Annotated in this window: 11 protein-coding genes; 8 read left to right on the top strand and 3 right to left on the bottom strand. The window is 60.9% G+C overall.

Annotated elements, in window-relative coordinates:
- The first annotated feature begins 165 nt into the window (after positions 1–165).
- Positions 166–1791, top strand: coding sequence for a glycosyltransferase family 39 protein (locus AC1DX2_RS20525; RefSeq protein WP_477198254.1), 1626 nt, complete (start codon positions 166–168; stop codon positions 1789–1791).
- A 7-nt stretch (positions 1792–1798) separates the two neighbouring features.
- Here the strand turns inward: AC1DX2_RS20525 and AC1DX2_RS20520 are convergent, their stop codons facing one another.
- Positions 1799–2854, bottom strand: a complete 1056-nt coding sequence (locus tag AC1DX2_RS20520) for an acyltransferase family protein (protein WP_477198253.1) — start codon at positions 2852–2854, stop codon at positions 1799–1801.
- Positions 2851–3612 carry a GDSL-type esterase/lipase family protein gene (locus AC1DX2_RS20515; protein WP_477198252.1) on the bottom strand — a complete coding sequence of 254 codons (762 nt, stop codon included), beginning with the start codon at positions 3610–3612 and terminating at the stop codon, positions 2851–2853. Before AC1DX2_RS20515 ends, AC1DX2_RS20520 begins: the two co-directional genes overlap by 4 nt.
- Before the next feature lie 36 nt (positions 3613–3648).
- Between AC1DX2_RS20515 and AC1DX2_RS20510 the strand changes: the two genes are divergently transcribed.
- From AC1DX2_RS20510 to AC1DX2_RS20480, 7 genes are read left to right on the top strand one after another with little or no spacing between them, the layout of a single operon-like run.
- Complete coding sequence (locus AC1DX2_RS20510) at positions 3649–4830, top strand: glycosyltransferase family 4 protein (RefSeq protein ID WP_477198251.1); 1182 nt, start codon at positions 3649–3651, stop codon at positions 4828–4830.
- A gap of 8 nt (positions 4831–4838) precedes the next feature.
- Complete coding sequence (locus tag AC1DX2_RS20505; RefSeq protein WP_477198388.1) at positions 4839–6026, top strand: glycosyltransferase family 4 protein; 1188 nt, start codon at positions 4839–4841, stop codon at positions 6024–6026.
- A gap of 9 nt (positions 6027–6035) precedes the next feature.
- Positions 6036–6200 carry a hypothetical protein gene (locus AC1DX2_RS20500; protein WP_477198250.1) on the top strand — a complete coding sequence of 55 codons (165 nt, stop codon included), beginning with the start codon at positions 6036–6038 and terminating at the stop codon, positions 6198–6200.
- 3 nt (positions 6201–6203) lie between these two features.
- On the top strand, positions 6204–7526 hold the full coding sequence (locus AC1DX2_RS20495; RefSeq protein ID WP_477198249.1) for a putative O-glycosylation ligase, exosortase A system-associated: 1323 nt from the start codon (positions 6204–6206) through the stop codon (positions 7524–7526).
- Positions 7523–8482 (top strand): polysaccharide deacetylase family protein, encoded by a 960-nt coding sequence (locus tag AC1DX2_RS20490; protein ID WP_477198248.1) that lies wholly within the window; start codon positions 7523–7525, stop codon positions 8480–8482. The genes AC1DX2_RS20495 and AC1DX2_RS20490 overlap by 4 nt, the downstream gene beginning before the upstream one ends.
- A gap of 13 nt (positions 8483–8495) precedes the next feature.
- Positions 8496–9518 carry a polysaccharide deacetylase family protein gene (locus tag AC1DX2_RS20485; RefSeq protein ID WP_477198247.1) on the top strand — a complete coding sequence of 341 codons (1023 nt, stop codon included), beginning with the start codon at positions 8496–8498 and terminating at the stop codon, positions 9516–9518.
- Complete coding sequence (locus AC1DX2_RS20480; RefSeq protein ID WP_477198246.1) at positions 9518–10582, top strand: GNAT family N-acetyltransferase; 1065 nt, start codon at positions 9518–9520, stop codon at positions 10580–10582. Before AC1DX2_RS20485 ends, AC1DX2_RS20480 begins: the two co-directional genes overlap by 1 nt.
- Positions 10583–10633: 51 nt before the next feature.
- Here AC1DX2_RS20480 and AC1DX2_RS20475 read toward each other — a convergent pair whose 3' ends face one another.
- Complete coding sequence (locus AC1DX2_RS20475; protein WP_477198245.1) at positions 10634–11971, bottom strand: Coenzyme F420 hydrogenase/dehydrogenase, beta subunit C-terminal domain; 1338 nt, start codon at positions 11969–11971, stop codon at positions 10634–10636.
- Between the last annotated feature and the right edge of the window lie 4 nt (positions 11972–11975).

The raw sequence follows: 11975 nt of genomic DNA, 5'->3' as shown, positions 1-11975 counted from the left end.
TTGTCTGTGGCTGAGTCTTCGCCAGCGGTTGCCGCCAATGATAGGACGGCGGCCGATCATAAGCGTCGCACGCGAGCCGTGTAAAGCGTCAACGGGGTTCGCGATACCTTGTCGGCTGCTCTCCAGGCCTATACTGCCGAGGCCTAAACCGTTCGTACCCAGACCATGAAGATCCTCTCCCCGCAGCGGCTTGACGCGGTTCTGTCGCTTACGTTGGTCGTTCTGGTGGCGCTGCTGTTCATCGGTGCGCCGCATGGCGGGGCGTTCGACTGGAGCGATTCGCCGCGGCACGCGCTCAACGGCGTTTTTGTGGCTGACCTGTTGCGCGCCATGCCGTTCGGTGACCCTGCCGGATTCGCTTATGGCTACTACGCGCAATATCCCGCGCTCACCATCCTGTTCTACCCGCCGCTGTTTTACCTGTTCAGTGCGCCGTTCTACCTGCTGTTTGGTGTCTCGCACGAAACTGCCTTATTGGCTGTCTGGGTGCTGTATGTGGCGTTCGCGCTGGGTGCCTACAAGCTCTTCCGGTTCTGGTTGAGTCCAGGCTTGGCATGTTGTGCCGCAGCCGCCTTGGCGTTGTCGCCCGAGATCAGTTTTTGGGGTCGGCAGGTCATGTTGGAAGTGCCGGCGTTTGCGCCGCTGATCTGGAGCGCGGTTTTCTTCACCTTGTTTCGTCGGACAGGCCGGCCGCTGCATTTGTATGCAGCGGCGCTGTTGCTGGTGGCCGCCATGTACACCAAAATCAGCGCCGGTTTCATGGCCCCTGCCATGGTGTTCACACTGGTGCTTGGCGATCCCCAGGTCTTTCGCCGTAAGACGACATGGATGGCCGCCGCGCTGGCGGTGGTGGCGCTGGTGCCCTTGGTGCTGCTGACACTGAAATTCGGCCAGGCCAACGTGCAGTCGGTGACGGGCATCGCGGACGCCGAGGTGTCGCGGCGCTCCCTCAGTGGGTGGCTGTGGTACGCGCGGCGCGTGCCCGACCAGCTAGGCTGGCCGCTGACGCTGGCCGCGCTGGCCGCGTTTGCCCTGGCATTGGCGCGACGGACCTGGGGCGGCGTGAGCCGGGGAGACGCCGTGTTCTGGCTGTCCTGGCTGGTCGCGGGTTACCTTTTCTTTTCCGCGATCGATTTGAAAGAGGCACGCCACAGCGTTTTCATGCTGGTGCCGCTGGTGTTTGCCGCCTACCTGCTGTTCGCGCGGATGCCTGGCCGGGCGGGTATCTTTGCTGGCATGGTTTTGGCCCTGGCGGTGTGTGCACAGACAATCTTTTGGCGCCCGGTGCACTTTGTGGCAGGGTATGCCCAGGCGGCGCGCTACATCGCCCAGGTGGCCCCCAAAGACAGCGCAGTGGTGTTCTCGGGTTACCGGGATGGTTCTTTCATCTTCAACATGCGGGCCCAGTTGGACAGACCTGATTTGACCGTGATACGGGCTGACAAGCTGCTGTTGCGGGTGGCTGTGCGGCGCGAACTTGGCGTTGAGCAGAGAGCATTGCAGGAAGACGAAATTGCCGGTTTGCTCAATCGCCTGGGGGCGCGTTACGTTGTCGTGCAGCCAGGGTTCTGGAATGACCTGGCGGCGATGCAGCGCTTCGAGAGGGTTCTGGCCTCTGGGCAATTTGAACGCGTGACCACGATTGCCACGCCGGCGAACTATAAGGCGCACGAGACGGAACTGGTGGTGTACCGTAATCTAGGTCCGGTGGCGCCGCGGGCAGGCAAGATGGACATTGAATTGCCCATCGTCAACCGGTCCATCCCCGCCGCATCGGCGCCTGGCCGATAGCTCGCCGTCAAGATCGGAGCCTGCCCGGCCAGTGCCGCTGCACCCAGCGCATGGCTGGGTACTCCACGAAACGGGACACCAGCACCCCCCCGCCAATGCCGGCAGCCACCAAGACCAGGAATGTGGCCCACGCGGGGAAGACTCGCAGCAGGCCTGTTGCCTCCCAGACTTTGTAGCCGATGCCAATGAAGGCCAGGTGCGTCAGGTAGATGGCATAGGATGCACTGCCCAGCGTGCGCAACAGGCCGTCCTTGTGCTTGTCGAGCCCCTTCGTGTTGGCCAGTCCGCAGACCAGTAAAAAGGAGCTCACACCGAAGAAGATGCGCGCATCCGAGCCGTATTCGTCCAGCATGGACATGTCTTCAAGCGTGCCGAAGAACAGGAACAGTCCGGCGCCTGCGAGCAGATAGGGCATGCCCTTGGGCTTGACGGTCAACGTCAGCCAGGCAGCAGCCATGCCCATGAAAAACTGCAGATTGAAGACATGGCAAATCTTGTAACCCAGTGGGCCGCCCCGGCGGGAAAACTCGAACTGCCAATTGGCCAATATCAAGGCCAGCCAGAGGGCCAGGACGAACATGCCGATCCGCCGGCTCACCAGCAGCGTGGCAAACAGCAGGTAAAAGAGCAGTTCATGCTGCAGCGTCCATGCAACGCCAACCACCAAGGGGTTGCCGGTGGGTAGCAAGGTGGCCGAGGTGGCCAGGGATTGCCAGCCAGGGCTCTCCCCGCGGTTGGCAATCTGCAACAGGAGCACGGTCAGGGTGACTATCCAGTACAGCGGAAAGATGCGGGTGAAGCGGCGTTCGCCATACCTTGCCAGGCTCTGTGGGGTGTCAAAGTCTTTCGAATGAACGAAGTAGATGATGAAGCCCGAGAGCACAAAGAAAAAATCCACACCCGTATGGCCGAATTGAAAGATGCTCTCAAACACCGTGTGCCGGCCATTGATGCCCATGTGGCGGCTGGCGTGGTAGAGCACCACCATGGTGGCAGCTATGCCTCGTCCGAATTCGATTCCCAGTAGTTTCTGTTGGCTGTTGTGGTCCACGCTGGCCTTCATGACGGCCCAACGGTTTTAAAAATCAACTCGCTCACGGCTTGCGCCCCCTTTTTTGACAAGTGCCAGCCATCCTGGGCGTAGAAGTCCCGTCTGGTCTTGCCGTCCTCGGTGAAAAAGGCAGGCTCGACATCCAGGTAGCGGCAGTTGGATCTGGCATTGCAGGATAGCCGCAATTTGCCGTTCAATTCCCGTATGAAGTCGTTGCGAAGGTAATTGCGCTGCCTTGCCGCCGTGCCTTGTTCATCGACCGGCAACACGGCCAGGCTGATGACGGGTATGCCTGCTGGCAGTTCTGCCAGCAGGCCCGCATGCTCATGTGCAATTTCGGTTGTCCGCCTGTATTTCAGGTCATTGACGCCTACGCCCACCACCACCACCCTGGCCGCATCAACGGCGCGCAGCGTGGGCAGTCGGCGCTTGAGGGTCCGAACCGTGTCGCCGCCTATGGCCAGATTGACTGTGGATGTTTGCGAGTGCACCTCCCCCAAACTGGCAACCAGGCTGTCTCCAATCAACACCACAGCACCCGGTGAACTTTGCTTGTCGTGTTTTGCCGCATCCAGCATGCGCAGAAACAGGCTGTCGTTCCATTCCTCGGGCGGAATAATCCCCAGGGTTTTTCCGGCCAGGGTCAAGAAATTCGTCTTCAACACCAGGATCAAGAGCGCGAGGTGCAGCAGACAGATATAGGCAGCCAGTCCCCTGCCCAGCCAGGGCTGGGCGGCACGGGCTTTGTCACGCCAAGTTTGTGTCATCATTGGCAAATTGCCTACTCGCTGCGATTTCCCGTTTCAATGAAAATTCTCTATCACCACCGCACCGCTTCCAAGGATGGGCAGGCTGTTCATATTGAAGAGATGATAGAGGCAATCCGCTCCTTGGGGCATGAGGTCCGTGTGGTGGCGCCGTCCATCGGAGCGCCAGCGGAAAAAGGCGCCGCAATGGGGCGCAAGGCGGGCTGGGTGCATGGCCTCAAGGGGGCGCTGCCCAAGGCCGTGTACGAGTTGCTGGAGTTGGGCTACTCCCTGCTGGCCTATCGCCAACTGCTGGCGGCCGCGCGCGACTTCAAGCCGGACTTCATTTACGAGCGCTACAACCTGTTCCTGCTGTCGGGTGGCATGCTGCGGCGCAAGCTGGGCATTCCCCTGCTGCTGGAGGTCAACTCGCCGCTGGTGTATGAGCGCTCCACCCACAGCGGTGGCCTGGCATTGGTCAGGCTGGCCCGGTGGGCCGAGGGCTGGGCCTGGCGGCACGCGGACCAGGTGTTGCCGGTCACCGCGGTGTTGGCCGAGCACATCAAGGCTTGCCAGGTGCCTGCGTCGCGCATCACTGTCATACCCAATGGCATCAACGAGGCCCACTTTGTCGACGCGCCTGGCGTGGCGCAGGCCAAGGCTGCCTTGGGCCTTGACGACAAACTGGTGCTCGGCTTCACCGGGTTCGTGCGCGACTGGCATGGCGTGGACCGGGTGATACGCTGGATGGCCACGCCGGAAGCCGCCGACAACACTTTTTTGCTGGTGGTGGGGGACGGCCCGGTGCGCGGCGAATTGGAGGCTTTGGCTCAATCCCTGGGGATTTCCCAGCGCGTGCGTTTCACCGGCGTGATAGACCGGCACCTGGTGCCTCAGCACGTGGCCGCGTTCGACATCGCGCTGCAGCCGGCGGTGACAGCCTACGCCTCGCCGTTGAAGCTGATGGAGTACCTGGTGCTGGGCAAGGCCATCGTGGCACCCCGCGAGCCCAATTTGCTGGAAGTGTTGACCGATGGGGACAACGCGCTGCTGTTTGATGGGAATGCCCCGGCAGGCCTGGAACAGGCCCTGTCGCGTCTTGGTCAGGATGCGGATCTGCGCGCCAACCTGGGGGCTGGCGCGCGTGCCACCATCAGCCGCATGGACCTGACCTGGAAAGGCAATGCGCGCCGCGTCATCGGTCTGGCCTCCCGCTTGCTGAACCAGGGCAAGGGTGTATGACGAAACCCTTGCGCATCCTGCTGTTTTCCACGCTTTACCCCAGCGCGGTGCGGCCCATACACGGTATCTTTGTGGAGACCCGCTTGCGCGAGCTGGTCAACTCGGGTCAAGTGCAGGCGCGCGTGATTGCGCCGGTGCCCTGGTTCCCTTTCAAATCCAGCCGTTTTGGTGAGTATGCGCTGTTCGCCAGCACCCCGCGCTTTGAGGAGCGCAATGGCTTGCAGGTTCACCATCCGCGCTATTTTTTGCCGCCCAAAGTTGGCATGAACCTGGCGCCCACCACCTTGGCGCTGGCTGCGTTGCCGGTGGCCAGGCGGCTGATTGAAGAGGGGTTTGACTTTGACCTCATTGACGCGCATTACTACTACCCCGATGGGGTGGCGGCTGCCACCCTGGCACGCGCGCTGGGCAAGCCCTTCACAGTGACGGCCCGTGGCACTGACCTGAACCAGATACCCGAGTTCGCCCGTCCGCGGCGGCTTATCTTGCAGACCGCAGCCCAGGCCCACGCGTCCATAGGCGTGTGCAAGGCGCTGATGGATCGTCTGGCCGAGCTGGGTGCCGACTCGTCCAAGCTGCATGTGATGCGCAATGGCGTGGATTTGCAGCGCTTCAGCCCCGTGGACCGCGCCCAGGCCCGGGCCCTGCTCAAGCTGGCGCCGGCGGGCCGCCTCTTGCTCTCCGTGGGGCATTTGATCGAGCGCAAGGGGCACGACATCGCGATTGCGGCGCTGCCCCTGCTACCGGCCGACGTGCGCCTGGCCATCGTGGGCGCCGGGCCGCTGCGGCAGAAGCTGGAAGCGCAGGCGCGCCAGCTTGGCGTGATGGAGCGGGTGCATTTTGCCGGCACCATCCCTCAGGTCGAGCTGAAAAACTGGTACAGCGCCGCTGATGCTTTGACACTGTGCTCCAGCCGGGAAGGCTGGGCCAACGTGCTGTTGGAGGCCATGGCCTGCGGCACGCCGGTGGTGGCCAGCAACATCTGGGGCACACCCGAGGTGGTTAGCTCGCCGGATGCCGGGGTGCTGATGCCGCAGCGTTCAGCGCAGGGGCTGGCCCAGGCATTTGGCGAGTTGTTTGCCCAGTACCCGGAGCGTCAGGCGACGCGGCGCCATGCGGAGCAGTTCTCATGGGACGCCACGACCGAAGCGCAATTGCGGGTGTTCAATGACATGCGTGGCCGCGCGCCCGCATAGGAGGCCGACATGATTGAGGCAGCGTTGCTCACCCTTGCCATGGGCAGCATGGTGTTTCTCGTTTGGGCGGTCAACCGATCTTCCAAGCCTGGAGCGCACAAGACACTGGGTATTTTTTCCTACCCTGAGCTGGACAAGGATGGCGCACCCGGCAAGCAGGACCATCGGGGCTGAATCATGCGTGACCTGATGGTTCTGGCCGCGATGATCTTCCTGATCCCTTTGGCCTTGCGCAACACCTATTCCGCTTTCCTGTTGTGGGGGTGGGCGGGTTTGATTTCCATCAATTCCTATGTGTATGGGTTCTTGCTGACCATCCCCTTTGTGCAGGTGTTCGCCATCATTTCCCTGATCCTGCTTTTGGTGGCCAAGGACCCGGAACTGCGCAAATTCAAGCGCAATCCCACCACCACGATTTTTATTTTGCTCGCAATCCAGTGCTTGCTGAGCGCTACGTTTGCCTACGACAATTTGCCGCGCAACTGGGAGTTGTCGACGAACATGCTGAAGACCTTACTCTTCTGCGCGCTCATGCCAATGCTTATTACCAGCCGCTATCGCATCCACGCGTTTGTGCTGATGATGTGTGTTTCCACCGGATTTCATGGCTTGGTTGACGGACTGAAGTTCCTGTCCAGTGGGGGTAGCCATCTCGCCCGCGGCATTCAGAAGTTTGGTGACAACAACCACTACGCTATTGTGATGGTGATGGCGATCCCTCTGCTCTTGTATCTGGCCAGGTATTCATCCAACAAGCTGGTTCGGCTTGGTTTTGTTGGCGTAACGGCACTGTCGGTGTTGGCAGTGATCGCCACCCGCTCGCGCGGCGGCCTGGCCTGCATGATCGTGGTTGCCGTGTGGTTCATCCTGACCAGCAAACGCAAGTTGATGGGGCTGGTGTTCATTGCCCTGGCAGCATTCATGGTGGTGCAGTTGGCACCGAGCGACTGGACGAGTCGAATGAACACCATATCCGAGGCTGGCGAAGACGCTTCGTTCATGGGGCGTGTGACAGCCTGGCGCGTGAGTTCTGCCATCGCGCTGGGCCACCCGTTGACGGGCGGAGGCTTTCATGCCGTGGAGAATCGCGCCGTATGGGACAGGTTCAAGGACTCGCCCAACCTACTGGGCTTTGTCCCCGGTCTGGACATGAACAACAGGCATGCCGCGCACAGCATCTATTTTGAAACCATGGGTGACCTGGGTTTCTCAGGCATGCTGATTTTCATGGTTGCGCTGGTGAACGCTTTTTTCACGGCGCGCACCGTCATGCGCGAAGCACAGCAAGCTGGCCCGCAACTGGAGTGGGCCAGGAGTTTGGCCGAATTGCTGCTGATGTCGGTGGTGGCGTTTGCCAGCGGTGGCGCGCTGCTGAGTGCGGCCTATTTCGAGATGCCGTACATGCTGTTCATGCTGCTGGAAGTGTTGAAAATCCAGGTGCGGCATGAAACAGGCTATAACGCCAGAACCCAGCTTAAACAGGGCAGCGCGACAACATGAAGTCCCTATTGCAATTGCCCATCAGGGCGTTGGCGAGCCACAAGTTGTCGGTGTTCCTGTTTCACAAGGTGCCGAGTCAGCTGGATCCGCTGATGCCCCAGGACATGGACTTGGCTTCCTTCGAGAAATTGCTGGACTCGGTCATGCAGTCGTTCCAGGTCATCCCGGTCAGCGATGCCGTGGCGGGGTTGATCAGCGGCAAACTGCCTCCCAGGGCGGCTTGCATCACTTTTGACGATGGCTATCCAGGTTGGCGCAACGGCGTGATTCCCGCGCTGGAGCGGCGCAACATGCATGCCACGTTCTACATCACCGCCGGCCAATTTTCCGGCCGGCCGCTGTGGCATGAGCGCATCGCGAATGTGGTGCGCCATAGCACCGCCGACAGCCTGGACATAGGCCACCCGGCCTTCCCGGCCATGCCGTTGACCACCCCTGTCCAGCGCACCGCAGTCGTGATTCAGCTCGAAAGGTTCTTGAAGTACCTGACCCTGGACGCACGTGAGGAGCTGCTGCAGCGTTTGGAGAGTCTGGCTGGCGCCAAGGTGGATGATGTGCCCCGCATGTCGATTGAGGACTTGAAGGCCATCCATGCCCGGGGGTTTGAAATTGGCGCGCACACCGATGACCACCCGATCCTGGTGTATTGCACGGAAGAGCGGGCCAAGCATGAGATTGGCGCCGTCAGAGAGGTGCTGGCCGGCCACGTTGGCACGCCCATCAAGTCGTTTGCCTACCCCAACGGCAGGCCGTTTGCCGATTTCTCTTCATTGCATGTGGACATGGTCAAGCGCGCTGGCTACACCAGTGCGGTGACCACCCAATGGGGCGTGGGCGGGGCTGGCACCTCGGTATTCCAGATTCCGCGGTTCACACCCTGGGGCAAGGACCCGTTGCGCATTGCCTTGCAGCTGGGGCGCAATCTGATGACCAACCCCGACTGTGTGGACGAGTGAGGCGTAACACGTCATGGGACTGAAGTCGCTCCTGCCGGGATTGAAGCATGCGGCACGCGGCGCGCTGTACCACAGCGGCGCCTACGGCCTGTGCCACCGCTTGCGCAATCGGCGGACCCTGACGACGTTCATGTTTCATCGGGTACTGCCGGCCGGCAGTGCCGAGCTGGCGTTGGCCGAGCGCGAGTTCAGCTTCACGGTGGACGGTTTTGCCCGCTGCCTTGACTTCATTCAGGCGCATTACAACGTGGTGGGGCTGTCGGCTATCCGGCAGGCGCAGGCAGGTGGAAAAGAATTGCCCGACCGTGCTGCGCTGATCACCTTCGATGATGGCTGGCGCGACACGCTGGTGCATGCGAGCCCGGAGTTGGCGCGGCGCGGGCTGAGTGCGGCGCTGTTTGTCTCCTCTGAAGTACTGCTGTCAGGCATCGACCGTTGGTGGCAGGATCAGTTGGTCAGTATCCAGCAAGACCCCTCGGCGCGCCGCAAGCTGGAAATCGCGCTGCGCGAAAAGCATGGCGCGATCTGGGGCGAAGCGCCGCCAGGCGACAGGCAGTTGTCGGCAGCCGTTGCCGCGCTGCCGGAGTCCGCCCGCTTTGACCTGTTTGCCGGCGTCGCGCCGGCCCCGCAGATGGCGAGGCAAATGCTGACCCTGCAGGATATCCACCAGGCGCGGGGCGGTTGCATCGAGATGGGGGCCCACGGTCACTCCCATGCGCCCTTGACGCTGGTGGCGAAGCCTGATCAGGAACTGGGGCAGTCCTATGCATTGATTTCAGAGCATTGGCCTTGGGCCGTGGCTTCCATGTCTTTCCCTCACGGGGCCTACGACGCCTCATTGGTGGCGTTGGCCCAACAAGCGGGATTCGAGTTGATTTTCACCAGTGACCCCACATTGAACACAACGCGCCCCGCCGCTGCCAAACCCGCGACGCTCGGGCGTATCCATATTCCAGAAAACCAATGGACTTGCCAGCATGGCAAGGTGTCGTTTCCGCGGCTTGCCACGTACCTGTTTTTCCGGCCGGTGGCCTGATGCCCATGACCGCGCCGAACGCTACGCGCCATCAATGGTCCGCTGTGCTCAAAGGCATGGGCCAGTTGCCTTCAGAGGCGCTGGATTTTTGGCGCCAGGCATTGGCATCGCAACCGACCCAGCGTCAAGCCTTCATGACGCCAACGTTTTGCCAGGCGGTGGATGACGCGCTGGGCCACCGGGTCCGCGTGGTGTTGATCTATCGCGACAAGCGGTTGGTGGCCTTGCTGCCTGTGCAAAGGCACCGCGACTGGGTGGGCCGGTTCGGTGTGTGGGAGCCGGTGGGCGGCGCCATGTGCGACTACTTTGGCGTCATCCATCAGGAGCCGGGTCTGACTTTGGATATCGGCCCCATCTTGGCCGACGCGGGCCTGGGCACCATTACTTTCTCGCATCTGGATGAAAGCCAACGGGCGCTTGGCCTGCAAGCCGACATGCCGCGCGTTGGCCTGCGCACGCTGATCAATGGCCAAGGCGAGCAGCATTGGGAGCAATTGCGCGGGCAGGACAAGAAGCTGGTGAGCGACACCGAACGGCGCGAGCGCAAGCTGGCTGCCGAGCATGGCGTGGTGAGCTTTGAGCTGCAGTCCAGCCGGCCCGGTGATGATCTGGACGAACTGGTTGCGCTCAAGCGGGCCCAATACGACCGCACTGGTAAACACGATGCCGTGCTGTTCGACGAGGCGAACACGCGGTTGCTGCGGCTGTTGCTGCAGAGCCAGGCGCCAGAGTGTACGGGCGTGCTCAGCGTGTTGAGGGTCAACGGGAAGCTGGTGGCGGCGCACTTCGGATTGCGCTGCTTCGAAGTGCTGCATTTCTGGTTTCCTGCCTACGCCAAGGAATTCTCGGCCTATTCACCAGGGCGCATCCTCTACCGGCACGTGATACGCGACGGCAGCATGCAGGGCATCCAGATTCTGGACCGGGGAGAGGGCGACACGCCAGCGAAGCGGGACTTCGCCAATGCGGAGCATGTCTTTTACGGTGGGGTCTGGCACCCGAAAACGCTTAGTGGTCTGGTGGCGCGTTTTGCGTTGTCCCGTTACTGGGCTGGCTCTCGTTAGGGAGCGTGCGGCTCCTTCGCTTCGAGGGGTCTGCCGATATCGGCGGTGCGTTCAGAAAGCCCTGGATATCAGGGTGATCAGCTTTTTCAGCACAAGATCCGGCCGGGTGACAATCTTCACCAACCTTTCCCGGTTGAGACGATAGGCCCAGTTTTGAATCTCCCGCATCTTGTCCGTTAGCGGTCTGAGCTGCCTGAGAAAGTCATCCAGATTGCCGCCCTGCTTGGCCTCCAGGAACGCGAGATGACTTTTGCTGGATATTTTTTGCCGCAGCCGAATGATCTGGGCGCGAAAGAAGTCGACGCGGCGTGACCCCGGTGCAATTCTCTTGTTGGGAAACCAAACACCTTTTCTCTTGGCGTCGAGTGCGCGAAGGGATAGGCCATCCCAACGGTGCCGGTAATTGCCGTCCTGCGAGGCAACGACGTCCGCCTCGCTGATGTTTTCCAGGAAGATGCTTGCGTTCTGCTGTCCTTGACGGAGGAGCTTGGTCAACAAGGGTGAGCGGCTGATGACGATATTGGTGCCGCGCCACTCGGCTTCATACTGGGGGAGCCACGCGTCGCCCAGCGTCGCGTCCGCCAACTCACCCATGACGTCATCACAGGCATCACATGCTTTCAACTGGAAAAATGCGTGGCCCCAGTTGCTCCCATACAGCTCATGGGCAGATTTCACCGTGGGTGACGGCTGAGCCCCTTGCCATGCTCCCACCGCATACTTGCTTGCGGGTTTGCTGGAGTCCTTGACGCGAAAGTCGAAACGCTGCAATGCATTTGGCGGGGTTCCCAGTTGCCAAGCCAACAATTCGGCAAATGCGGGGGTCTTCAAATGTCCGCATACCAGGGCAAAACAGTAGGGGATTTGCGTCTTGATCTCGGCATCCGTTCTGCATAGCAGACGAATTGCTTTTACAAAGCAAGGTAGACCAATGAACAGATAGCGCCGGCCATTCCCACGAATCTTCAGAAGAACCTCGGAAAACTCAACCGTGTAATACCTGGATTTGGTCTTGCTCCAGATTTCGGCAACACTCTCGGAATACGAGTAGTCGAACAATCGGGAACTGGAAGAGCGGTTTTCCCCCACATGGATGACTCCGTCAACTTCACCCGTTCGAATGAGCTCAGCTGCCAGCCATGTTGTGAGCCCGCCGGAACTTGAGTTTTCTATCCGATCTTCGGCCAGGATTCTGCCAGCGTGCAGGGACTGGTAGTGCCCCAGGCGCACGTCGTGCTGGCCACCCTGGCCCTCGAACAACTCTTTGCCGACCACGTCCTCATTGGCGCTTGCATTGGAGAAAGGGCACACCAAATCTGCATCAGCGAGTTGACTTTGGGAAAGCCGAGAGAGATCGGGGACAAAGAGCCCATAGGCATTCTCCGTCATGTTC

The organism is Hylemonella sp. P2_B10 (assembly GCF_056404875.1).
The sequence above is the reverse complement of the archived record's forward strand: the minus strand, read 5'-3'. Positions and strand labels throughout refer to the sequence as shown.